Origin of the sequence: Polaromonas sp. A23, assembly GCF_002001015.1 — a bacterium.
GTDB lineage: Bacteria > Pseudomonadota > Gammaproteobacteria > Burkholderiales > Burkholderiaceae_C > Polaromonas.
In genome coordinates this window covers 183731-206429 of record NZ_MUNO01000017.1, presented here as the reverse complement: position 1 = coordinate 206429, position 22699 = coordinate 183731, and the positions used below count along the sequence as shown (strand labels likewise).

Below are 22699 nucleotides of genomic sequence, written 5' to 3'. Positions count from 1 at the left end.
AGGTCCCATACAACGATCAAGTCTGCCCAAACCAGCCAGGCTTGCGCTTCTGCAGAAAAGACTGCACGCCCTCACGCCCTTCCGGGCTGACGCGGATGTCGGCAATGCCTTCCACCGTCGCCTTGATCAGCGCGGGCGTGATCTCCTGCTCCGCCACGTCCTGCACCAGCTTCTTGCAGAGGCGAACCGCCTGTGGTCCGGCATTGACCAGGGACTTGGCTATTTCCGCCACCTTCGCATCAAGCTCAGCGGCGGGCACCACCTCATGCACAAAACCAATGCGCAAGGCCTCCGCCGCACTGAAGCGCTCGGCCGTCAGAAAGTAGCGATGGGCCGCGCGGGCGCCCATGGCGAGAATCACGTAGGGGCTGATCGTTGCCGGTATCAAGCCCAGCTTGACCTCGCTCAGGCAATAGCCGGCTGTATCCACCGACACCGCAATATCGCAAGCTGCGACCAGCCCGGTACCGCCGGCATACACATCACCCTGCACTTTGGCAATCGTCGGTTTGGGGCAGGTGTAGACCACACGCAGCATTTCGGCCAGCGCACCGGCGTCGGCAACATTTTCATCGCGCGTGTAGTCCGCCATGCGCTTCATCCAGTTCAGGTCGGCGCCGGCGCAAAAGGCCACGCCCTCTGCGGCCAGCACAATGCAGCGCACCTCATCACGCTGGCCCAGTTCTGTAAAGGCCTGGGTCAATTCGGCAATCACCTCGTCATTGAAGGCATTGCGCACTTCGGGGCGGTTGAGAACCAGCGTTGCCACGCTGCCCTGCAGGTTGAGTTGAAGATGTTTCATGGCTTACATCCGGAACAAGCCGAACTTCGTTTCGGGAATCGGCGCGTTAAGGGAGGCCCTCAAACCCAGTGCCAGAACGCGGCGGGTATCGGCCGGGTCAATCACCCCATCATCCCAGAGGCGTGCGCTAGCGTAATAGGGGTGGCCCTGGTCTTCATACTGGCGGCGTATCGGGGCCTTGAACGCTTCCTCTTCTTCGGCACTCCAGCTGCCGCCCTTGCCTTCAATACCGTCGCGCTTGACTGTTGCCAGCACACCAGCGGCCTGTTCACCCCCCATGACGCTGATGCGCGCGTTGGGCCACATCCAGAGAAAACGCGGCGAATAAGCCCGACCGCACATGCCGTAATTGCCTGCACCAAAACTCCCGCCAATGATGATGGTGAACTTGGGCACCTGGGCGGTGGCCACGGCCGTCACCATCTTGGCGCCGTTGCGGGCGATGCCTTCGTTTTCGTATTTGCGGCCCACCATGAAGCCGGTGATGTTCTGCAAAAACACCAGCGGAATTTTCCGCTGGCAACACAGCTCAATGAAGTGGGTGGCTTTCAGGGCCGACTCGCTGAACAAAATCCCGTTGTTGGCGATGATGCCAACCGGCATGCCTTCAATAAGGGCGAAGCCGCAAATCAGCGTGGTGCCATAGCGTGCCTTGAACTCGTCAAACTCGCTGCCGTCCACGATGCGGGCAATGATCTCGCGCACATCAAAGGGTTTGCGCGTGTCCACCGGAATCACGCCGTAAAGCTCTTCCGCTACTAATTTAGGAGCTGCTGGCGCGCGTGCAATAAGGGCTGGAGCCGTATTTTTATTCAAATTCTTGACGCAATTGCGCGCCAGCGCGAGGGCGTGCAGGTCGTCCTGGGCCAAGTGGTCAGCCACACCCGAGAGACGGGTATGCACGTCGCCCCCACCCAGGTCTTCGGCCGTGACCACCTCGCCTGTTGCAGCCTTGACCAGCGGTGGGCCACCCAGAAAAATCGTGCCCTGGTTCTTGACGATGATGCTTTCGTCACTCATGGCCGGCACGTAAGCGCCACCTGCCGTGCAACTGCCCATGACGACAGCAATCTGCGCAATGCCCTGCGCACTCATGTTGGCCTGGTTGTAGAAGATGCGGCCGAAATGGTCGCGGTCGGGAAACACCTCATCCTGGTTGGGCAGGTTGGCGCCGCCCGAGTCCACCAGATAAACGCAGGGCAGGCAGTTTTGCTGCGCCACTTCCTGCGCGCGCAAGTGTTTCTTGACCGTCATCGGGTAGTAGGTGCCGCCCTTGACCGTGGCGTCGTTGCAGACAATCATGCAGTCCACGCCGTTGACACGACCTATGCCGGTGATCAGGCCGGCGCACGGCGCGCTGTCGGTTCCGTCACGGTCGGGGTACATCGCCAGGGCGGCCAGCGGAGCCAGCTCCAGAAAAGGCGTGCCCGGGTCCAGCAGCATCTGCACCCGCTCGCGCGGCGGCAGCTTGCCGCGCGCCACGTGTTTGGCACGGGCCGCCTCACCGCCGCCGGCAGCGGCCTTGGCCACCTGCACCTTCAGGTCGTCCACCAGCGCGCGCATGGCGGCAGCATTAGCCTGAAAGTCGGCAGAGCGGGCGTTGAGTTTGGTTTCCAGAACTGGCATGTGTCTCCTCGATTCGAATCGCGCGGCTTGGGGTGCAAACGCATCTCGCGTTCGGGCCAGGCGCGGCCAAGCCACACCTTACCGCCAATCCGCCAGCTTAGGCCCAAATCCCGTCCTGTAGCCGCCATGCAGGTTGCAAATCGTGCCAAGCTGAGACAAACTCGGTGCATGCTCGCCAGCACGCCGAACACCGCCCCCGTCCAAGCCCCCGCTGCTACACCCATGGCTTTTGCACGGGTCATTGCTGCGGCTTACCAGCAACGCCATCAAAGCCCCCATAACGCCCTCAAGCTGGCACAGATCACGCCAGCCAAACTGCAGCAAGCTGCGGCCCACATCAGTGCCCGGCAGATGGAAATTCTTTCCGGCACCGCGATGCAGGAGCTCGATGATGAAGCCCTGGGCGCCTTCTCCAGAAAACTGCCCTGGGGCAGCTACGGCATGCTGGCCAGGGCCTCGCTCAGCGCGCCCGACCTGGGCGTGGCGCTGAAGCGATGGTGTCGCCACCATGGCCTGCTGGCATATGACATCCGCCTGAAGCTGGTGATCACCGGCGACAGCGCCGCCATCCAGATCGAGGAGCGCGGTGACCTGGCTCGCCATGGGCAAGCTGCGCGCGAGTTCTGCCTGGTGCACGTGCTGCGCAACATCCACGGCCTGGCCTGCTGGTACATCGACTCGCGGATTCCGCTGCAAGGCGCGCGTTTTCCGTTTGCCGCGCCGCCGCATGAAGACGCCTACACACTGATGTTTCCCGGCCCACTGCGCTTCAATGCCGCACACGCCGAAATCCGTTTCGATGCGCGTTACCTGGCACTGCCGCTGCGCCGCGATGAAAAGGCCTTGCAGCAGATGTTGCAACGCGCCCTGCCGCTGACGGTGCTTCAATACCGCCGGGACAGGTTGCTGGTGCAGCAGGTCCGGCAGGTTTTGTCTACGCACCCTGATCTGGCCCATAACGCCGAGGGCGTGTCGGCTTTATTGAACATTTCTGCGCGCACGCTGCACCGGCAGCTCAAGGAAGAAGGCGCTTCACTCCAGGCCTTGAAAGACGAAGTGCGCTTCGAGCGGGCAAAAGAACTGCTGTACCGCAGCAGCAAGCCGGTCAAGCAAGTGGCAGCGGCCGCAGGATTCACCAACGAAAAAAGTTTCACCCGGGCGTTCAAGGCATGGGCGGGAACCAGTCCCGGGGAATTTCGCAAGGGTTCGCAGGGGTAAGGGTGTTGCGAATCCTCAACCCACGCCGTATGTCGGGCCAGGCGAGGCTTTACCATCGAGGCATGAAAACAAGCTACATCTTCGGCGCCATCCTGGCCTGCAGCGTCATCGGTACATTGGTCGGTGCCCGCACAGCAAAAACCGCACTCCTGGTGCTATGCGGAATACTTTCCATCTATGGACTGGTGCGCATATTGGGTTAAGCCCACAGGCGCACATCCTGGTCTGACTGGCGTAAATCCATCGCTTCCATGACAAACACAAGCCGAAAACAGGGCAACCTGATCAGCCTCATTCTCCGGCGTGGCCGGGAGGAACGCCTTGCCCAGGCGGCGGGTGGCCTCACGTTCACGATGGTGGTGTCCATGGTGCCGCTGTTGGCGGTGAGCTTCGCCTTGTTTGCGCAGGTCCCCGCCTTGCGTACGACTGGCGAAGCGATTCGCGGCCACCTGCTGCGCGGCCTGCTGCCGGCCGACATCGCCAAGACGGTGTTGAAACATCTGGCGCAGTTCGCGGGCAACGCCGGCGGCCTCACGCAGGTGGGCTTTGTGATTTTGCTGGTGTCGGCCTTGACCATGCTCCTGAGCATGGAGAACACGCTCAACCGGATATGGCAAGTGAAGAAGCCGCGCACCGTGCTGCGCCGGCTGGTTCTTTACGTTTCCATGTTGCTCACCGGCCCGGTGATCATCGGCGCCAGCCTGTGGGCTGCGTCTTATCTCTCGGCCGCCTCGGCTGGCCTGGTGGGGCCGCGGCCCGCGTGGGTGCCTCACGCCCTGAACCTGGGATCTCTCACTCTGGGTGTTGCCGGTTTTGCCTGCCTGTTCCGCTTTGTGCCGCACACCGTCGTGCGGTGGCGTGACGCCATCGTGGGCGGCCTGCTGGCCGGCGTTGCCTTCGAGCTGGGCAAGCACGGCTTTGCGATTTACCTGGCCAACGTGCCCACCTACCGCACGATCTACGGAGCCTTCGCGCCCCTGCTGGCCTTTCTGGTGTGGGTGTATTACTCGTGGCTCGTCACGCTGGCCGCAGCGGTGGTCAGTGCCAGCTTGCCGCGCTCTGGGGGACAACCTGCGCGACGGCTGTCGCGTGCGTAACAGCCCCTCCCGTAACCCGTCGCTGCCTCATCGGCGTCATGCGGGCGCGTCAGGGCCCTGTTTTGCGCGCAGGACAATCCGTCCCATCACTTCACGGCGTTCGAGCCGCTGCAAGGCTTCGGCGAATGACGGCAAGGGCAGAACTTCCGAGACCTGGGGCCGAAGAGTGCCCTGCCCCACCGCAGCAAAAAGTTGCTCGTCAGCGAGATGGCTTTCCTGCGGCTGCCGCTCCGTCCAGGCGCCCCAGTAGCAACCCATCACGCTGTAGTTCTTCATCAGCGGAAGGTTCATGGCGAGGCTGGGTATTTCGCCGCCCGTGAACCCGATCGGCAGAATGCGACCACCCCAAGCCATCACCCGCGACACGGTGCTGAACAGGGCACCACCGACGTTGTCGAAATAAACGTCCACGCCACGACCCTCGGTCAGTTCCAATAACCGGCTGCGTACTGGTTCATAAGAGTAGTCAATGGTATGGGCCGCACCCTGCTCGCGTGCCGCGTCGCCCTTGGCTGCCGAGCTGGTGCCGGCAATCACCGTGGCACCCTGCTGGCTCGCCAGGTTGACAGCGGCCATGCCAACACCACCGGCCGCGCCGCTGACAAACACGGTTTCCCCCGGCTGCAACTGTGCGCGAGTCAGCGCGTAGTGAGCGGTACCGTAGGCGTATCGCACCGTCGAGCCGATCTCAAAACTGACACTGTCCGGCAGTTTCGTGACCCCCCACTCGGGTGTCACCATGCGCTCGGCCATGCCACCGTACCAGTGGCTGCAGGCCACCCTGTCCCCCACGCGCACCCGCTGGACGCCCTCGCCAACAGCCAGCACGATCCCCGCGGCGTCGCTGCCAGGAACAAAAGGCAGGACCGGCTTCAACTGGTAGCGGCCGGATACGATCAGCGTGTCCATGAAGCTGACTGCGGCCGCATGAACGTCAACCAGCACCTGACCCGGACCCGGGACAGGGTCAGCAATCTCACCAAACTCAAGTGCGCCAATGCCGTTGAAGCTGTTGCAGATGACGGCGCGCATCTCAGCCCAATGCCTTCACGCGCACGGTGATCACTTCGGCTGTGGCGCATTCCACCGAACCTTGGCGCACGCTGCAGGCCACGATCGACTTGCGCTCACCATGCTCGACGATACGCGCGCGCAATTCCAGCGCCTGGGCCACCAATGCCGGTTTAAGGTAGTTCACACGCAAGCTGCCAGTCACCACGGCAAAGGGCGGTGGGCCGCTGTTCAGGTCATGCGCCGTCTCCCGGCAATGCATTGACACCGACGCCCAGATGGCGTGGCAATCAACAACAGACGCAATCGTGCCGCCGTAGACGTAGCCCGGGAACCCTATGTGCTCGGGCCCGGGTTGCCAGATGCAGACGAACTCGCCACCGTCCCAGCGGCTCTTGATGTGCAACCCCCGTTCATTGAGCGTGCCGCAGCCGAAGCAATGTACCTGCAGGCGGTCCTGCAGGGCGCGGCCATCGTCAAAGGGGTCGTGGGCCGCATCGAATGCGCGCGGACTGTGTGTCACTGATTCCATACTCAGGTCCTCGTTGGAAAAATCTGCAGAAATCACTGGTCCTCGGCATCCAGGCGACCGCCCGTCACTCCCGTGGAAGATCCCGCGCGGGGAATCAGCATGCCGACCTGCTCGCGATACCTGCGGTAGCGGTCACCGAATTGCTTGAGGAGGTCGCGTTCCTCGAAGGCGATGCCGATCAGGATGTAGGCGCTAAGCCCGAGGGCGAACAGCAGTCGCCCGGCCGTCATGACCGGCACAGCCCAGAGGCCCAGCAGCAGACCTGCATACAGCGGGTGCCGCACATAGCGGTAAAGCAGTGGCGTCCTGAATTGGGTCTCGGGCTGAGCACGCCGCATCAGGCGTACAAGGACCTGTTGCAGTCCGAAGAGCTCGAAATGGTTGATCAAAAAGGTGCTGACCAGAGCCAGCAACCAACCGAGCCCGAACAGGCCCCACAGCAATGCCGCAGTGGTGCCGTGTTCGACCCGCCACACGATCGGCTCGGCTATCGGCACCCAGAACCAGAACATCGCCGCCAGCACGGTACATGTGGCCACCAGATAGGTGCTGCGCTCCACGACGGGAGGGACGATGCGTGTCCACCAGCGCTTGAAGCCCTGGCGGGCCATCACGCTGTGCTGAATGCCGAACAGGGCCAATAGCAGAACATCAGTTAACACGGCAACGCCCGTAGGTGCGCTCCCGCCAACATCCACCGACTTGGGCACCAACAGGTTGCCGCTGAAGCCAACGAAGTACAGCAAAGCGGACATACCGGCCATGTAGGCAATCACGCCGTAGAGAAACGAAAACAGACCGCGCATGGGCGACCTCCTGTTTGCAAAGATGAACTGACGCCCCGGCGCTGCGCGCTGAGGCAAGAATGGGGAAGCATGTGCAGCGCCCGAGCGCTTGACCTGGCTGCCGCAGCATATCGCGAAAGCCTCTTGGGTATATGGAATGGCATAGCGATGTGCGCAAGGTTAGAAGGTTGGCGTCCCTTGAACGTCCCTATGCAAAAAACGCCTGCGCCGCTATAAACACCCCATGCCGCCGCACCTTCCATCACCCGCGCTGCAACTGCAAATCTTCGGCGTGCCCCTGACCCTCGTACAGGGACGTGAAACACCACTCCCGCTAAAGCGCGCCGTCGCGCTGCTCGCCTATCTCGCCTTCAACACCGGGCCCGTACCACGGGCGCATCTGGTAACCGTACTGTGGCCGGACGCGGACGAAACGCGGGGGCGCGCCCGCCTGCGCAGGTTGATCTATACGATCGAAGGCGCGGTCAGCAGCAGGATTTTTTCTTCCAACAATGATTGCCTCGCGCTCATTGCCCAGGTGGTCGAGATCGATGCACTTCAATTCATGCTTTTCGCCCGTGGAGCAGTCGCTGCGGCGGCTCTCGACGACAACGCCCTGACGGAAGCCAGCCAATGGGTGGAGCGGGCGCGCCGCCAACTGCTGCAAGGTATCGCTTTCGGGTCTGACATTTTTGACGACTGGCTCAAGGCAGCCTCCATTGAGCACGAGCGCCTGCTGGCGCGTCTGCTCGAGCGCCTGATTGACGCGCTTGGCAGGCAGAGCGACCTGGCGCCGGCGCTGGAGCTTGCCGAAGTTTTAATTGCGCAGGACGTGTACCGTGAACCGAGCTACGTGCTGCTGATGCAGTTGCACGCTCGCCAGGGCCATAGCGCCGGCGTCGAGGCGGCCTACACGCGCTGTGCGGACGCCTTGAGAGCGGAGTTCGGCATCCGGCCTGGCCCGCAAACCGAGAAGGCCTACCTGCGATTGACGGAAGACCTGAAGCGTGTGTCGTCCAACCGGATGGTTCGGCCGAACGTGCGTTTCGCCGAAAGCCGTTTTGGCGTCGTTGCCTATACGGCACTCGGAGCAGGCGAACAAACCCTGGTGATCGCTCCCGGCTTCGTTTGCCAGATTGAGATCGTGCTGGAATACCCACCGTTTCGCGCACTTATCGAGGCATTGACGGATCGCTTCCAGGTGATCATGTTCGACCGGCGCGGTGTCGGCTTATCCGAGCGCCTGGGCGCAACCAGCACGCCTTCTGCCATGGCTGCCGATATCGCGGCCATCCTCGAGCATGCGGGCGTGCCCAAGGCATGGCTCTTCGGATCGTCCGAGGGCGGCATGGGAGCGATGCGCCTGGCCATCGATCATCCGGACCGGATCCAGGGCCTATGCCTGTTTGGATCACTGGCCCGAGGCTCCGCTGCTCCCGACTACCCCTGGGCTTTGTCCGCAGGTGCGTATGGCGTGTGGCTGGAGCGGCTCAGTGCGGCCTGGGGCGGGCCGGTAGGCATCGAGACGTTTGCGCCAAGCGAGAAGGACGACCCCGCGCTACGCGCTTGGTGGGCGCGCCTCGTGCGGCATGCGGCGTCTCCCGGAGGGCTCGAAACCATTCTTGCAGGCCTGCGCGATACCGACATGCGCGCCGATCTGGAGCGCATCGCCGTGCCAACACTTGTGATGCACCGGCGAGGCGACCGGGCAGTCCGTTTTGAAGCGGGCGAACATCTTGCGCGAAACATTCCCGGTGCAGTCTGGCGCCCGCTCGAAGGGGACGATCATTTCTGGTGGTGCGGGGACAGCGAACCCGTCATCCAGGCGATTCTGGATTTCTCTGCACACCAACAAGACTAGCCGCAACTAAGCCATTGCCCTTTGCACAAGCAGCGTGTCCGTGAACTGCTCGAAGGCAACAATCTGGCCACCCTGCAGCTGCCAGACATGGACAACCCGCGCCTGCATCGACTTGCCGCTGGTGCGGTACCTTCCCTGGTAGTCGCCGATGCCCACGATGTTGTCGCCGGCATCGATCAGGCGCTCCAGCTTGAACCGATAGCCCTCCCAGTTTGAACCCAACACAGCAAAAACGTTGTTGACGACTTGCTGTGGCCCGACCCAGGTACCGGCACACGGAAAGCCTGCCATTTCGGTCCAGCGCACTTCAGGCGAAACGTCGGCCATCATTGCGGCGATGTCGAGGCGGTCAGAGGCTGCATAGTGGGCCTTGATGATGTCGATGTTGGTTTTCATTTTGTCTGATCCGTGTTGGTGGGAGCGGGAATGACGCATCCATCGGGTGAACAGCCAAACTCCGTCGCGGCCGCGGATGCTGCCTCCGCCGGAACCTGGGTCTTCAGCCATGCCTGCCACTCCTGCGGCCGCCCAAGGTATTGGCCGAAGTCTATGAGGCTCGTACGCCCATCGCGTTCGAGCGCGAAGGTCGGGAAACCTCCGCCGCCCACGCGCGCCAGCAGGGCCCGGCTCTCCGCCACGTGGCGCTGCGTCGCTTCGCCGCTTACGCGATCCAGCGCTTGCTCGAACGCTACGCGTTCCATCCCCAAGTCCGTAGCAAGCGCAACGAGAACGGCGCGATCTGCAATGCGCCGGCCCTCCACGTAGTGCGCCACCTGAAGCCGCGCCAGCATGTCTAGCCCACGAGAGCCGACTTCATCTGCGGCGAGCACGGCCGCAATGGGTGGCTCAGAATCGAACACGGCCGATGTGTCGCGCAAAAGCCCATTGACATAGGCGTCACCAAATGGCTGCCCGCTCAGTTGAGCGATGCGCCTGTCATGCGCAACCACATGGGCGCTCAGTTGGGGCGTGACGGGCTGCCGGTTCTGGCCTGCCATCATGCCGCCGCCGTGCGCCTGCACCGCCACTACCTTGCGGGCGGCAGCAACAAGCGGTGCTGCACCGTAGCACCACCCGCATAGCGGGTCATGGATGTAATGCAGAGTCGTGGTTGACATGGTTGTTGTCCTGTTCCGTTTCAATCTTTTCGGCTAGCCGTGAACCGGGCACCCGGATAAATCCGGGCGCCCAGGAGGCTTACCACTTCATTTCGCCCTTGTTGACCTTGGCGCCGATATCCAGCGCAATGCCCAGGCCCGCATCGGGATAAGCCTGCTTCATTGCACCAATCAAAGCGCCGCTGTTGGCAGCCTTGGGCAGCTCTTGCTCAAAGCGCGTCAGGTAGGCCTGGCTCCACGCGATCTGCGATGCATCCTGCTTCGCGCCCGACGCACTGTGGCCAGGAATCACAACCGCAGGTTGCAGCGCAGCCATGACGCCCAGTTTCTTCGACCAGTCAGCACGCTCCTGCACGCTTTGCGCATCGGCCGTCCAGAGGTGCAGGCCGGCGTAAACGTTCACGCCGCCGGCAATGGCCTTGAGGGATGGAATCCACACATAGCTGCGGTGCGGCAGGCTGTCGTCGAGGCCGCGCACTTCAAGCGTCTGGCCTTCCAGCGCAATGCTGTTGCCTGCCAGCACTTCCGGCAGCGGCACGTTTTTGGGTGCATTGGCACCCATGCGCGGGCCCCACACCTGCAGCTTGGTGGCCAGGGTCGCCTGAATCTTTTTCAGCGTCGGTGCAGTGGTCACCACTTTGGCGTCCGGAAAATATTGCTTGAGCACCTCGATACCAAAGTAATAGTCAGGGTCGGACTGGCTGATAAAAATGGTCTTGAGCGTCTTCTTGCTGTCCAGCACCATGGCCGCAATGCGCAGGGCATCGGCACGGGTGAAGCCGGTGTCCAGCAGAACGGCGTCGGTCTGGCCGGCGACCAGCACGGCATTCACATGGAAGCTGTTGGCATCGGCGTTGTAGACCTGCAGGGTCAACGGCGCAGCAGCTGTTTGCGCCGCAACATCGGTGGCGGCTACGCCCAGCGTCAGGGCAGCGGGAGCAATCAGTCGGACCAGGGTTTTGAAGGTGGACATGTTCAATCTTTCGGTTGGTGTTGAAGAAGATTGAACTTTATTAGCTCTATCTCAAGAGATAAACAGTAGACTAGACATCAATTTGTCTACTAAATCGGCCTAATTAGCCGCGCCGCTCTATGGATCGAATCCGCGCAATGCAGGTGTTTACAGAGGTGGCCGACCGCGGCAGCCTGACCGAGGCGGGCGAGGCGCTCGACATCTCACGTGCCATGGTGTCGCGCTACCTGGAGAGCCTGGAGAGCTGGCTGGGTGCACGCCTGCTGCACCGCACCACCCGGCGCGTGAGCCTGACCGACGCCGGTGCAGAGGCCCTGCCGCGCTGCCGCCAGGTGCTGGAGCTGACGAATGATGTTCAAGCCGCCGCCGGCGCGCGCAGCACGGTTCCCACCGGCAAGCTGCGCATCACCGCCAGCACCTCCTTCGCGCAGGCTCACCTGGCGGCTGCGGTTTCTGACTTCCTGAAGCAGCACACGCAAACGCAGATTGAGTTGATCGCGCTGGAGCGCACAGTGAATTTGGTCGAAGAGCGCATGGACCTGGCCATACGCATTGGCAACCAGCTCGACGACACCTTGGTGGCGCGGCGTTTGGCCAGTTGCCATTCCGTGGTGTGCGCAGCCCCGGCCTACCTGGCCGCCCACGGCACGCCCACCACGCCAGAGCAGTTGCGCACACACCGCTGCCTGACGCACGCCCACGTGGGCCCGACCGAGTGGCGCCTGCAACGCGATGGCAAAACCGTGAAGGTGCCGGTAAGCGGGCCGCTGCAAAGCAACGAAGTGGCCGCAACGCGCCAGGCTGCGCTGGACGGCCTGGGCGTTGCGCTGATGCCCACCTACTTCATCAGCGCAGACGTTGCCGAGGGCCGGCTGGTGCGCCTGCTGCCGGGCTACGAACCGGAAACACTGGGCATTCACGCGGTGTACCTGTCGCGCCAGCACCAGCCCCTGGTGCTGCGCGTGATGCTGGACTTTCTGGCTAAGCGCTTCAGTGGTGATGTTGCGCCCTGGGACCGGCCTGCGAAAGGCGGCCATGCGACGAAGGTTGCCAAGACAGCCAAAGCCCGCGCGGTTGCCGGCGCTACCGGCAGCGCCACCCGGGCCAAGCGATGAAGGCCTTGAGCCTCATTACGTATGCGGCATCGAAGCGGCAAGAAGGTAAGCACTGAAATAGTGGCTTTGATCGGCAAGCACTGCCTAGAATGACTGATGGCCAAACTTCATTTGCAGACGGGGTGCGCCGTCTTGCTTGCCGCAATCGCCCTGACATCCCTGCCCGCACGCGGGCAAGACGATTCATGGAAAAACGCCTTGGGCAGTGCACAGGAAATTTTGCCGGAACTGCGCGAAGAAATCGTCACGATTCCGCTGCATGCGGCCACTGCGCAGGAACAGGCCTTTCCGTTAACCGGAACGCTTTTTCAGCCACAGGGCACCGGGCCGTTTCCCGTCATTGTGCTCAGTCACGGCAGCCCCTCCCGCGCGCGCGACCGCGACATCATGGGCCGCTACAGACTCATCCCGCAGATCAAGGAAATGTTGCGACTGGGTTTCGCCGTACTCGTGCCCATGCGGCGAGGTTATGGCGCCTCGCCAGGCAACTACGCCGAAAGCACCGGTTCCTGCGAGAACGGCCCGCGGTACGACCGGGCAGGAAGCGAAGCCGCCCGCGACGTGTTGTCGGCGATTGAATTCGTGCGCAAGCGCCCTTCACTCGATCACCGGCGCATTGTTCTTATGGGCCAGTCGGCTGGCGGTTTCGCTTCGCTGGCAACGGCGGCGCTGAACCCGCAGGGTGTCGTAGCGGTAATCAACATGTCGGGCGGGCGAGGCGGAAACGGCAAAGACGGCATTCCCTGCGCAGCCGACACCATGGCCAACGTCATATCCGGCTACGCGCGCACCACCACCGTGCCGGTGCTGTGGCTGTATTCCGAGAACGACAAGTACTTCGGCCCCGCCGCTTCGAGGGCCTGGTACAACGCGTTTCAGTCTGCGGGTGGGAAGGGGCGCTTTGTCATGGGCCCGCCGCATGGCAATGACGGACACCTGCTTTTCTACGCCCAGGATGGTTTACCTGTTTGGTCTGCCGCTGTAGAGAGTTTTCTCCGCGGTTTCGGCATGGCGGCTCGTTAGGGTCTATTCCGGCCAGCCGCTCCTCGGCCATCCATTCACCCTTACGCTTGAGCCCGCCGCACTGCCGCGAGCACAACCGTCACCAACCCGACCAACGTAGCCACGAGCAGGAGCGGATACAACACCAGCAGGTCGATGCGTATGTTGCATTCACCAGAACAGAGGACGCGGAATTTCATCGCGAGCTCGTAGAGGCCATACAGAAGCCAGAGGGCCGCCACAACAAATACCGTCCGGCTCTTTGTTGCCATTGCACACACGGCAAACAAGGCCGCAGGCATCAAGGCAAGCCAGGGTTGGCTGATCAGTACCGCCATCGAACGCAGAATATCCATCAATGCCTTATGTGCCGCGTGTACGGTCCATCTCAAAAAACCCAATAGGGTGCAGCTCAATCGCCCATCCCACACTCTCGCCCAATGTAGCCGCCGGATGCAGCGAAGCCACCCGCACCGCCTCCTCCCGATCCGCTGCTTCAATGATGAAGAAACCCCCAACCATTTCCTTGGCTTCGGCATAGGGCCCATCGGTCACAACCGTCTTGCCGCCGATTGGGCGCAGGGCAAACGCGGCTTGCGGGCCGTCGAGTGACGCGCTGACCACCATGCGTCCGGTTTTCTTGAGTTCTGCATCTTTGGCCGGGCACTGGCTCACCAGCGCCTGCACGTCGGCAGGTGCCATGGCGGCGAATTTTTCGGGGTTGTAGTAGGCGAGGCACAGGTATTTCATGGCAGGTTCCTTTCAGGTTTTGAACGTTACACCTGCACGACGAACGGGGCGCCCGTATTTCGACATGAAAGCCGCAAAAAAAGCAGCCCTGCGCAAAGCCGCAGGGCGAACGGTTCAAGCTGATAGCACTGAAATAGGCGCTGATTTCACCGCATCGAAGCGGTATGGCTCACGGCAGCAGGTTACGGCCACGCACCCTCGTCGCGGCAGTTCTCGACAACGAGTTTGTTGGCTGGTGCGTCGTTTTGCAGGTAGACCTGAAGGTTGGCAGATTTTGGATAGGTGCCCTCTTCGCACACCACACTCTGCGTGGTGCCAATGACAAGGGTTGAGCCCGGTTTGATTTCGCACGAGGTCAGGCGATCCAGGGCGCTCCACGCATTGCAGATTGCAAAGTCCTGGCGATATTTTTCTTTGGCACCTGCCGGCTTGTCCAGGGACCACCACCTTCCAAAAGCGGAGCTGCTGCGGCTTGAATCAAAAACGCGGTAGACCTTGATCGGTTGCTGCACCACAAAGGCTTTGCCTGCGCAAACCCCGCCCTTGCCGGAGGCAGCGCGCGCTTCGTTGAGCGATGCTGTATCGGTGGTGTCAATGGCCTGGGCAAGCGAGTCGGCTACCGTGCCCACACACGCCACGCCGTCGACGCCAACAGGAGGTGCAGTTCCAATTTTTGAGAAGCTGCCGCACGCGGTCAATGCCATCGAGACCATAACCGCGATCAAATATGCGAGCGTTCTTTGCATGAGGTGTACTCCTTATCGTTCTTGAACCCGGCGCGCCTGCCTTCCCGGGCAGGCACGCCACCTTAAGGCATTTTTTCTGTTTCATCAATGTGCAAAATTCCGCCTTGGGGCCGACACCAAAGTACCTATTTCCTCATCTTCATTCCACCGCAGCAACTGATTGGAGACCGCTAGACCGGCCAACCATGAGACTTGAAAGCGCAGACTTACGCTGCAACAGAAAGGTGCGCGGCAACGCCGGATAGCTTGGCCGAACAGCCTTGCGCACTGAGGCTGGCCCCGCCAGGCCTTGCCCTTGGGCATGCCGCCAACGCAAGCCCTGAGCCCGAGGCGCTACGAGGCTTCTTGCGGTGGCAACTCCTGGAGCCCCACCTCCCTCGCTATGGCCTTCCTGGAAAGGGAGCCCGCACGGGTGAGAAGCTGCGCGTGCTCCAGGCGAAGTGAACTCAGTGCCGCGACAGGCGACATGCCGAAGCTCTCGGTAAATTTGCGCTGGAATGACCGCCTGGACATGCCACATCGTTCAGCCATCCTGTCCACCGGCCAATCCTGCTCCAGTGAGCCCTCCAGCTGGCTGATCAGCTCTCTGAACGGCGCAGCCGCCCGATCCTGCAACCGCAGCATCTGGCTGAACTGGCGCTGGTCGCCATCCCGGCGCAGGTAAACGACCAGACGCCGCGCCACCCTGAGCGCCACGTCGGCACCACAATCGCGCTCGATCAGCGCCAGGGCAAGGTCTATGCCGGCCGTGACGCCGGCTGTTGTCCAGTATTTGCCGCTTTCGCAATAGATCAACTCATCGTTCACCCGCAGTTGGGGGTACGACAGGCGCAACTGCTGCGCCGACCGCCAGTGCGTCGTCACCCTGCGTCCGTCCAGGAGCCCTGCCGCCGCGAGCACAAAAGCGCCTGTGCAGACGCTGCAGGTGCGTTGGGTCGAGCGGTCCATCTCGCGCAACCAAGCGCTCGTCCCGGCCTGCTGGTTCAACTGGTGCACCCCTGGGCCTCCCGGCACGATGAGCATATCGACCGGCAGCGCAACGTCGCCGATGACAGTTCCGACATGAACGCAAAGGCCGCCATCAGCCGACAGGGCAGTTGCCGTCCAGCCCAGGGTTTCAAGCCGGTAGAACGGCCGGCCGAGCTCTTCATTCGCGGTGCAGAACGCCTGCCACGGGCCGGTCATGTCAATGGGCTGGAAGCCATTGAAGAGCAGGAATGCCACCGAAATTGGCGCAAAGACGGGCATCTTTGGCGCACATCCGGCCTTGTTTGAATCTACGCTAGCCGACATGAGGAGCAACCATGAAGGTTCATTTTCTGCTTTTTGCCGGGGTAACACAATTGGACCTGACGGGTCCCTATGAAGTGCTGGCGCGCGCACCCGGATTCGAGATCGAACTTGTCGCCAAGACCGCGCACCCGGTTCGCTCGGACCGGGGGCTGATGCTTGTGCCATCGACCACGATCGCCCTGGCCGAAGCCTGCGACCTTCTCGTCGTGCCGGGAGGGCCGGGTACCGATGACGCGATCCTGGATGCCGAATGGGTCGAATTCACGCGCCGGCAGGCGGCCACCGCGCGGTATGTTTTCGGCATCTGCACGGGCTCGCTGCTGCTGGGCGCCGCCGGCCTGCTCGAGGGGCGTCGCAGCTCCTGCCATTGGCAGGCAAGAGAATTCCTCCCGTACTTTGGCGCCATCACGAGCGAGGATCGCATGTGCGTCGATGGCAATCTTTACACCTCGGGCGGCGTGACTTCCGGCATTGACATGGCCCTCAAGGTGGTCGCGATCCTTTGCGGGCCAGCTGTCGCCCAGGAAATCCAGCTGCAGATCGAGTACGACCCCGAGCCTCCGTTTCCAGGCGGCACACCCCGCACGTCCGAGGCGCACATCGTCCAGAAGTGCCTCGCCGCCACGCAGGCGCGGCGCACGCTGAGAGAAGCCGCGGTCAGGAAGGCCGCTGCGGCCCTACCCGCCCAACCACCCAGGAGAGCCCTATGTTCCGAATAATCTTCCTTGTATTGATACTCGCATCTTCGGCAACCGGGGCCCTGGCGCAGGGCACCTATCCGGCCAGGCCCGTCACGCTGATCGTGCCATTCCCGGTGGGCGGGCCCATGGACAAGCTTGCGCGGGAGCTGGCCGAACCCCTGAAGGCCCGGCTGGGGCAGCCTGTCGTCATCCAGAATCTTTCGGGTGCGGGCGGCAACCTCGGGACGACCATTGCCATGCGAGCACCGGCGGACGGCTACACCTTGTTGTTGAACCATATCAGCATGGCCACTTCGCCGGCCCTGTACCGGAATCTGGGATTTCAGCCGGACAGAGATTTTGAGCCGCTGGGCGTCATCGTCGAATCGCCCCTGGTATTTGTCGCGCGGCCCCAGGTGCCTTCAAGCTCCGTGGTGGACCTGATTCGATGGATGGCGGTACAACCCCAAGTCAAACTGGCCAACGCGGGGGCCGGCTCCGCGTCGCACCTGTGCGGCCTCTTGATCCAGGAGGCGTTGAAAATCCGCATGGCAACCATCCCCTATCGGGGCACCGCGCCCGCCATGACGGATCTACTGGGCGGCCACGTCGATCTGATGTGCGACCTCACCGCGAACGCCATGCCGCACGTGCAGTCCGGCAAGCTCAAGGCCATCGCTGTCACCTCCGGCAAGCCGCTGGTCGGCACACCGCTGGCCGCGGTTCCCACGACCGCTCGATTTGGCATCGTCGATTCCGAATTGAGCATCTGGTACGCCGTTTATGCCCCCAAGAGCACACCCCCGGAGATTCTAAAACGCATCAATGAAGCGCTGCTGGCCAGTGTCAAAAACGAGGCTTTCAAGCGGGCACAATCGGCCGCCGGCATCCAGGTCGTCCAGGACGTCCGCGCAACGCCCGCCGGGCATCGCGCTTTTCTGCGAAGCGAACTTGACCGATGGACGCCGGTGATCAAAGCCGCCGGCATCTATGCGAACTGAGCTGGACGCAGGCCCGGACTCGGGCAAGGCGGACACCGCATCGCCAGCGATGTGGAGCGGGCCAAGATCGGCTGTTCCACGCACGGCCGCGCATGAGTGATCGCCCCTCATGCTGGCGGCGCAATAGCCATGCGGCTTGAAAGCGCAGACTTACGCTGCAACAGAAAGGTGCGCAGCAACGCCGGATAGTCTGGCCGGACAGCCTTGCGCACTGAGGCTCGCCCCGCCAACGCAAGCCGCCAGGCCTTGACCTTGGGCATGCCGGCAAACACGCCGAAGTCGTCAATGCTGTCGAACACGTCGAAGTACCTGAAGACCGGGCCAAAGACCGCGTCAACGATGCAAAACTCTTCGCCGGCGAACCACGGACCCTGCCCAAGCGCAGCTTCTACCTGCTGGAACATGGCGCGCAATTCGGCGGCGCGGGCTGTGAGGGCTTCTTCATCAGGTGCGCTGTAAAACGCGCCTACCTTGTTGAGGACGGCGGAGCCGAACTCCATCCAGCTGCGGTGCCGCGCACGCTGCAATGCGTCTTTTGGATGCAAGCGAGGCGCGGCGGTTTCGTCCAGGTATTCGCAGATGACGGCGGATTCGAAAATGGCTTCGTCCCCCACCAGCAGCACCGGTGTTTTGCCAAGCGGAGAAAGCTTGAGAAACCAGTCGGGCTTGTGGGCGAGGTCAATGTCTTTGCGTTCGAAGGCGATGCCTTTCTCGGCAAGAACAATTGCCGCGCGCTGAACATAGGGGCACAGCGGGTGGCTGATGAGTGTGAGCATGAGCGTGTTCATGGTGGGCGCCTGCATCACAGCACGGGCACAAAACGCCAGCTGCTGCGCAGGGCCAGGGCGCCGTCACCAGCCAGCCAAAGCGCCACGGAAGCCACGGCGAGAAAAACCGGGTATTCCCAGCCGCCACCCTGGCTGGTGAAAACCCAGCCATTGCCAAAGTGCACCGAGGCGGCGCCGAGCATGATGGGCACCAGCGCCAGCGAGACCTGCCGCGCATACAGCCCGAGCAGGATGGCCGTACCGCCCAGCAGCTCTGCGGCAAACACGGGGTAAGCCAGTGCGCCGGGCAAGCCCACACTTGCAAAAAACTGTGCGGTTCCGGGCAAGGTAAATACCAGCCACTTCAGCAGGGCGTGGGCTATCCACATGGCGCCCAAGCTGATGCGCAGCAGGGCCACGCCATAGGGCGCAGCATGGTCGGTGGTTGAGGTTTGCATTGCGTTTCTCCATTGAATGAATTGATGGATGTAATGTAGGATTGCATCAACGCAATGAAAATAGGCACCCACGCAAACCATGAATGCAGCAACGCAATACAAATTAGGTGCACCGGATGTGGAGCTGGTGCTGGCCCTGGTGCGGGCCAACACGCTGGCCGGCGCCGGGGAGCGGCTGGGCGTGGATGCCTCGACGGTGTTCCGCTCTTTGCAGCGGATTGAAAAAGGTTTGGGCCAGCGCTTGTTTGAACGCTCGCGCACGGGCTACCAGCCGCTGGAGCTGGCGCAAGTGCTGGCCACACACGGGGAACAGCTGGAAGTGCAGCTGGAGTCAGCCCGCTCTGCCGCACAGGCCAGCCCGGAGCAAGTGTCGGGCAGCGTGCGCATTACCACCACCGACACCCTCTTGCATGGCCTGGTGGCGCCCGCCCTCAAGCTGCTGCAGCCGGCGCACCCGCTGCTGAGTTATGAGCTGCACGCAGGCAATGAGCTGGCCAGCCTGACGCGGCGCGACGCCGACATTGCCGTACGCGCCACGCGCCGGCCGCCGCAACACCTGGTGGGCAAACATGTGGGGCCGATACGCATGGCACTGTTTGCTGCAAAAAAAGGCGGCCCCAAACGCTTTGATGCCGACGTGGCCGCCGCGGCCCACTGGGTTGCGCCAGACGACGCCCTGCCCGACCATCCTTCTGTTGTGTGGCGCAAGAGGCACTTTCCCAAAGTGGCCCCGCGCTACCGCGTGAACAGCATCCTGACCGTGACAGAAATGGTGGGGCAAGGCATGGGCATTGGTTTGCTGCCGGTGTTTCTTGCACGAGGCCGCAACGACCTGGTGGCGCTGACGGATGCACTGGACGAGTGCCAGACAGAGCTCTGGCTGCTGACGCACACCGAGTCACGCCACCTGAGGCGGGTGTCTACCGTGTTCAGCCACCTGGCCAAACATATAGCTTTGGCTTAGAGGTTCGGCGGGATTTGACACACGTAGGACGATTGTCCTATACTTTGCCAAAATTTGGACAATCGTCCTAATCCCGAGAAAACGCCATGCGTGAAAAACCGACCAACGCCCACATTGTTGAAGCCGCCGACCAGTTGTTCTATGAAAACGGCTTCGAACATACCTCGTTTTCAGATATCGCCAACTCGGTCAATATCTCGCGCGGCAACTTCTACTACCACTTCCAGACCAAAGACGACATCCTGAGTGCAGTGATCAACCTGCGTTTGGCAAACACCCAGAATATGTTGAGTCAATGGGAGTTGGATTCCGAAGACCCTGTCGAGCGCATTCGGAGTTTTATCAACCTGCTGATCGCTAACCAAGCGCTGATCATGCAATTCGGTTGCCCGGTCGGCACGCTTTGCACCGAGCTCGCCAAGCTAAGCCACGCCTCCAAAGAGCAGGCAGCCTTGCTGTTCTCCTTGTTTGGCAACTGGTTGACCAAGCAGTTCGAAGCACTCGGTTTTGGGGCCGAGGCCAATACGCTGGCCACGCATGCCCTTGTCTGCAGCCAGGGGGTAGCGACCCTGGCGAACGCGTTTGGGGATGCGCGCTTTGTGTCTCAGGAAGTACGGCAAATGCATGAGTGGCTTGACCGGGTTGTGGCGGCCAGAGACCGTCACTTGGCGTAAGTAGCAAATTTGCGATTTGAAAAGGAGTGAAGCTGCCATGTATGTCGTGTTACTCAAATTCTCGAACAACAAGGCGCAGGCTGGTCCGCTCATGGATGAGCACAAGCGGTGGATCAACCGCGGCTTTGACGATGGCGTCTTCCTTTTGGTGGGCAACATTCAACCCAACCAGGGCGGAGCACTGCTGGCTGGCAATACAAGCAGATCAGACCTCGAAGTGCGGGTGAACGAAGACCCCTTTGTTGCTGCAGACGTGGTGACAGCCGAGATCACGGAGATTGCGCCATCGAGAGTGGACGAGCGACTTCAATTTTTGCTTGGTTGAACCGCCTGGCAGTGAGGCCATTGAAAAAGGAGACGCGAGAACATGAGTGAAATGTTCATGGGCCCCGATGGGGGGCCGCGGTGTCGCTGGTGCGGGGCGGCGCCAGAGTTCCTGGCGTATCACGACAATGAGTGGGGCTTTCCGGCGCGTGACGATCAGCGCCTGTTCGAGAAAATCAGCCTGGAAGCATTTCAGTCGGGGCTGAGCTGGCGAACGATTCTTGCAAAAAGGGAAAACTTTCGTGCAGCCTTTCATGCGTTCGACTTTCACAGGATTGCGCGGTACACACAGCGTGACATTGAGCGCTTGCTTAACGACACGGGGATCGTCCGTCATCGGGGAAAGATCGAAGCGGTCATCAACAATGCCGCTCGGGCGGTGGAACTGGTCCAGAAAGAAGGATCGCTGGCTGCGTTCATCTGGCGCTATGAACCCAACGCAGCGCAAACAGCTCCGCCCCAGTCGGTATCGAGGTCAGCGCAGTCAGATTTGTTGGCCAAGGATCTTAAAAAGCTCGGCTGGAAATTTGTGGGGCCAACCACGGTCTATGCTTTTATGCAGGCCATGGGGTTGATCAATGACCATGCAGAGCAATGCACCATCAGGCCCCGCGCAGAAAACGCTCGCAAAGCATTCAAAAAGCCGAGTTGAAGTAGCGATTTGAAGTCAGCAGTCAGGCCGCCAAGCCGACACTCAGATCACTTGCCAGCAACCTGCCGCTCACCCAGCGCAATATCCAGCATCATCTCGCTGGCCAAAGTGCCCAGCTCTTTTTGTAGCGCGTCTACCGACAAACTGCCAGGCACCAGCAGGTGCGCTTCGACCTTGAAGGTCTGCTTGCCCGACACACCGCTGCGAATGATGTCGGTGTGAATGTTCTCGATGCTGATGCCGCGCTCGGCCAGCATCTTCGTCAGGTTGCTGACGATGCCCATCCTGTCTTCGCCGACAAGCTCCAACTCCACCACGCGCAGCGAGGTGGGCACGTTGGCGCCGTTGCTGCGGGTAACGACCACCTGCAGGCCGCTGGACTCCAGCCCGCGCAGCGAGGCGGCCAGGGCATCCGCGTTTTCGTGCGGCACCTCGAAGTGAACCATGCCGGCAAACTCGCCGGCCAGCCGGGTCATGCGGCTGGCTGCCCAGTTGGCGCCGAAGCGCTGTGCACGCTCAGCCAGCGAGCTCACGATGCCGTGGCGGTCTGCCCCCACGATGGAGACGACGAGCGAGGTGGTTGTTGGCGAGGCCTCTTCGGTCAACACCACAGCCCGGCGAATCATGGGCGCCCGGGTGGCGAAGGTCGTGTCTTGCAGGTTGGCGGGAACGCGGCCTTCCAGGCGGGCGATCTGGACCACCTTGCTGAGCAGGGCCAGCCCCATGGGTGCCAGCGCGCGCTCCCAAAGCTCGCGTGCGGTTTCGCCCTTTTTGACAAAACACCAGTCCTGCGCGGCAATAGCGCCGGCGTCCCAGCCGTCGGCCAGGTGGTAGACCGAGCCGCCGGCGATGGCGTCGCCTTCGAGGATGGTCCATTCCACAGCCGCAATGCCCCGGTGCCGCGGCAGCAGCGAGGGGTGGTAACCGATGCCGCCCAGGCGCGAACGCGCGAGCGCCTCGTCGCTCACCCGCGCATGCGTGTGCGCGGCGATGATGAGGTCGGTGCCCTCGGCAATCGCCTCGCCCGGCACCATCTTCGGGTTGGCGAGCACATGCACCGCAATGCCCGCCGCTTTTGCTGCCAGCGCAAGCCGGTCATCGGCCGCTGGGGCAACGATGCTGGTGAACTCTATGCCTTCTTCCTTGCGCAGCGCCTCAAAAACCGAGGCAGCAAAAAAACGGGAGCCTACCAATGCGCATTTCATGGGCACATCTCTTCTTCAGATTAAAAAAGGAACGGAAAAGCGGAA

At 61.9% G+C, this 22699-nt stretch carries 27 protein-coding genes; 12 read left to right on the top strand and 15 right to left on the bottom strand.

The features are described from left to right. Nucleotides 1-16 precede the first annotated feature (16 nt). Together B0B52_RS08430 and B0B52_RS08425 are read right to left on the bottom strand one after the other, a co-directional pair. The gene (locus B0B52_RS08430) at nucleotides 17-802 is read right to left on the bottom strand and encodes an enoyl-CoA hydratase/isomerase family protein (protein WP_077593171.1); all 786 of its coding nucleotides are present in this window, start codon (nucleotides 800-802) and stop codon (nucleotides 17-19) included. A 3-nt stretch (nucleotides 803-805) separates the two neighbouring features. Then, nucleotides 806-2428: a carboxyl transferase domain-containing protein gene (locus B0B52_RS08425; RefSeq protein ID WP_077593170.1), complete on the bottom strand. Its 1623-nt coding sequence runs from the start codon at nucleotides 2426-2428 to the stop codon at nucleotides 806-808. Between the two features lie 222 nt (nucleotides 2429-2650). Between B0B52_RS08425 and B0B52_RS08420 the strand changes: the two genes are divergently transcribed. From B0B52_RS08420 to B0B52_RS08415, 3 genes are all read left to right on the top strand, one after another. Then, nucleotides 2651-3646: an AraC family transcriptional regulator gene (locus B0B52_RS08420; protein ID WP_371327385.1), complete on the top strand. Its 996-nt coding sequence runs from the start codon at nucleotides 2651-2653 to the stop codon at nucleotides 3644-3646. Nucleotides 3647-3708: 62 nt separating this feature from the next. Then, nucleotides 3709-3849, top strand: a complete 141-nt coding sequence (locus B0B52_RS22450; RefSeq protein WP_168173504.1) for a hypothetical protein — start codon at nucleotides 3709-3711, stop codon at nucleotides 3847-3849. A 48-nt stretch (nucleotides 3850-3897) separates the two neighbouring features. Continuing rightward, a complete protein-coding gene (locus B0B52_RS08415; protein WP_077593168.1) occupies nucleotides 3898-4743 on the top strand; it encodes a YhjD/YihY/BrkB family envelope integrity protein in 846 nt (281 codons plus the stop codon). Between the two features lie 36 nt (nucleotides 4744-4779). On the opposite strand, the gene B0B52_RS08410 is transcribed toward B0B52_RS08415, so the two are convergent. Genes B0B52_RS08410 through mddA form a run of 3 tightly spaced genes read right to left on the bottom strand, consistent with a single transcriptional unit; the run spans nucleotide 4780 to nucleotide 7092 of the window. Further along, nucleotides 4780-5775 carry an NADPH:quinone oxidoreductase family protein gene (locus B0B52_RS08410; protein ID WP_077593167.1) on the bottom strand — a complete coding sequence of 332 codons (996 nt, stop codon included), beginning with the start codon at nucleotides 5773-5775 and terminating at the stop codon, nucleotides 4780-4782. A 1-nt stretch (nucleotide 5776) separates the two neighbouring features. Then, nucleotides 5777-6286, bottom strand: a complete 510-nt coding sequence (locus B0B52_RS08405) for a PaaI family thioesterase (protein ID WP_139351867.1) — start codon at nucleotides 6284-6286, stop codon at nucleotides 5777-5779. A 32-nt stretch (nucleotides 6287-6318) separates the two neighbouring features. Then, nucleotides 6319-7092, bottom strand: coding sequence for a methanethiol S-methyltransferase (gene mddA, locus B0B52_RS08400; RefSeq protein WP_077593165.1), 774 nt, complete (start codon nucleotides 7090-7092; stop codon nucleotides 6319-6321). A 223-nt stretch (nucleotides 7093-7315) separates the two neighbouring features. Here mddA and B0B52_RS08395 point away from each other — a divergent pair, with 223 nt between their 5' ends. After that, entirely contained in the window at nucleotides 7316-8932 is a 1617-nt protein-coding gene (locus tag B0B52_RS08395; protein ID WP_077593164.1) for an alpha/beta hydrolase, read from the top strand. Between the two features lie 6 nt (nucleotides 8933-8938). Here the strand turns inward: B0B52_RS08395 and B0B52_RS08390 are convergent, their stop codons facing one another. The 3 genes from B0B52_RS08390 to B0B52_RS08380 all read right to left on the bottom strand — a co-directional run bounded on the left by B0B52_RS08390 (nucleotide 8939) and on the right by B0B52_RS08380 (nucleotide 11023). Further along, the gene (locus tag B0B52_RS08390) at nucleotides 8939-9328 is read right to left on the bottom strand and encodes a nuclear transport factor 2 family protein (protein WP_077593163.1); all 390 of its coding nucleotides are present in this window, start codon (nucleotides 9326-9328) and stop codon (nucleotides 8939-8941) included. Then, a complete protein-coding gene (locus B0B52_RS08385; protein WP_077593162.1) occupies nucleotides 9325-10050 on the bottom strand; it encodes a DsbA family protein in 726 nt (241 codons plus the stop codon). The genes B0B52_RS08390 and B0B52_RS08385 overlap by 4 nt, the downstream gene beginning before the upstream one ends. Before the next feature lie 79 nt (nucleotides 10051-10129). After that, on the bottom strand, nucleotides 10130-11023 hold the full coding sequence (locus B0B52_RS08380; protein ID WP_077593161.1) for an MBL fold metallo-hydrolase: 894 nt from the start codon (nucleotides 11021-11023) through the stop codon (nucleotides 10130-10132). Nucleotides 11024-11142: 119 nt separating this feature from the next. Between B0B52_RS08380 and B0B52_RS08375 the strand changes: the two genes are divergently transcribed. Both B0B52_RS08375 and B0B52_RS08370 read left to right on the top strand, forming a co-directional pair. Then, nucleotides 11143-12138, top strand: coding sequence for a LysR family transcriptional regulator (locus B0B52_RS08375; protein ID WP_077593160.1), 996 nt, complete (start codon nucleotides 11143-11145; stop codon nucleotides 12136-12138). A gap of 96 nt (nucleotides 12139-12234) precedes the next feature. Beyond that, complete coding sequence (locus B0B52_RS08370) at nucleotides 12235-13161, top strand: S9 family peptidase (RefSeq protein ID WP_077593159.1); 927 nt, start codon at nucleotides 12235-12237, stop codon at nucleotides 13159-13161. Nucleotides 13162-13202: 41 nt separating this feature from the next. On the opposite strand, the gene B0B52_RS08365 is transcribed toward B0B52_RS08370, so the two are convergent. The 4 genes from B0B52_RS08365 to B0B52_RS08350 all read right to left on the bottom strand — a co-directional run bounded on the left by B0B52_RS08365 (nucleotide 13203) and on the right by B0B52_RS08350 (nucleotide 15884). Continuing rightward, complete coding sequence (locus B0B52_RS08365; RefSeq protein WP_077593158.1) at nucleotides 13203-13496, bottom strand: hypothetical protein; 294 nt, start codon at nucleotides 13494-13496, stop codon at nucleotides 13203-13205. 7 nt (nucleotides 13497-13503) lie between these two features. Then, nucleotides 13504-13890: a YciI family protein gene (locus B0B52_RS08360; RefSeq protein ID WP_077593157.1), complete on the bottom strand. Its 387-nt coding sequence runs from the start codon at nucleotides 13888-13890 to the stop codon at nucleotides 13504-13506. Nucleotides 13891-14072: 182 nt separating this feature from the next. Beyond that, nucleotides 14073-14636 (bottom strand): hypothetical protein, encoded by a 564-nt coding sequence (locus B0B52_RS08355; RefSeq protein WP_139351866.1) that lies wholly within the window; start codon nucleotides 14634-14636, stop codon nucleotides 14073-14075. 333 nt (nucleotides 14637-14969) lie between these two features. After that, nucleotides 14970-15884, bottom strand: a complete 915-nt coding sequence (locus B0B52_RS08350; protein ID WP_077593267.1) for a GlxA family transcriptional regulator — start codon at nucleotides 15882-15884, stop codon at nucleotides 14970-14972. A gap of 56 nt (nucleotides 15885-15940) precedes the next feature. On the opposite strand from B0B52_RS08350, the gene B0B52_RS08345 reads away from it, so the two are divergent. Continuing rightward, complete coding sequence (locus B0B52_RS08345) at nucleotides 15941-16648, top strand: DJ-1/PfpI family protein (protein ID WP_077593155.1); 708 nt, start codon at nucleotides 15941-15943, stop codon at nucleotides 16646-16648. Then, on the top strand, nucleotides 16636-17610 hold the full coding sequence (locus tag B0B52_RS08340; protein ID WP_077593154.1) for a tripartite tricarboxylate transporter substrate-binding protein: 975 nt from the start codon (nucleotides 16636-16638) through the stop codon (nucleotides 17608-17610). The genes B0B52_RS08345 and B0B52_RS08340 overlap by 13 nt, the downstream gene beginning before the upstream one ends. Before the next feature lie 107 nt (nucleotides 17611-17717). Here the strand turns inward: B0B52_RS08340 and B0B52_RS08335 are convergent, their stop codons facing one another. Then, nucleotides 17718-18398 (bottom strand): glutathione S-transferase family protein, encoded by a 681-nt coding sequence (locus B0B52_RS08335; RefSeq protein WP_077593266.1) that lies wholly within the window; start codon nucleotides 18396-18398, stop codon nucleotides 17718-17720. 14 nt (nucleotides 18399-18412) lie between these two features. Continuing rightward, complete coding sequence (locus B0B52_RS08330; RefSeq protein ID WP_077593153.1) at nucleotides 18413-18835, bottom strand: DoxX family protein; 423 nt, start codon at nucleotides 18833-18835, stop codon at nucleotides 18413-18415. Between the two features lie 79 nt (nucleotides 18836-18914). On the opposite strand from B0B52_RS08330, the gene B0B52_RS08325 reads away from it, so the two are divergent. The 4 genes from B0B52_RS08325 to B0B52_RS08310 all read left to right on the top strand — a co-directional run bounded on the left by B0B52_RS08325 (nucleotide 18915) and on the right by B0B52_RS08310 (nucleotide 21449). Further along, on the top strand, nucleotides 18915-19799 hold the full coding sequence (locus B0B52_RS08325; protein ID WP_077593152.1) for a LysR family transcriptional regulator: 885 nt from the start codon (nucleotides 18915-18917) through the stop codon (nucleotides 19797-19799). Nucleotides 19800-19885: 86 nt separating this feature from the next. Next, on the top strand, nucleotides 19886-20473 hold the full coding sequence (locus B0B52_RS08320; protein WP_077593151.1) for a TetR/AcrR family transcriptional regulator: 588 nt from the start codon (nucleotides 19886-19888) through the stop codon (nucleotides 20471-20473). Between the two features lie 37 nt (nucleotides 20474-20510). Then, a complete protein-coding gene (locus tag B0B52_RS08315) occupies nucleotides 20511-20798 on the top strand; it encodes a YciI family protein (protein WP_077593150.1) in 288 nt (95 codons plus the stop codon). 42 nt (nucleotides 20799-20840) lie between these two features. Further along, a complete protein-coding gene (locus tag B0B52_RS08310) occupies nucleotides 20841-21449 on the top strand; it encodes a DNA-3-methyladenine glycosylase I (protein ID WP_077593149.1) in 609 nt (202 codons plus the stop codon). 47 nt (nucleotides 21450-21496) lie between these two features. Here the strand turns inward: B0B52_RS08310 and B0B52_RS08305 are convergent, their stop codons facing one another. Further along, complete coding sequence (locus B0B52_RS08305) at nucleotides 21497-22654, bottom strand: formyltransferase family protein (protein ID WP_077593148.1); 1158 nt, start codon at nucleotides 22652-22654, stop codon at nucleotides 21497-21499. Nucleotides 22655-22699: the final 45 nt, after the last annotated feature.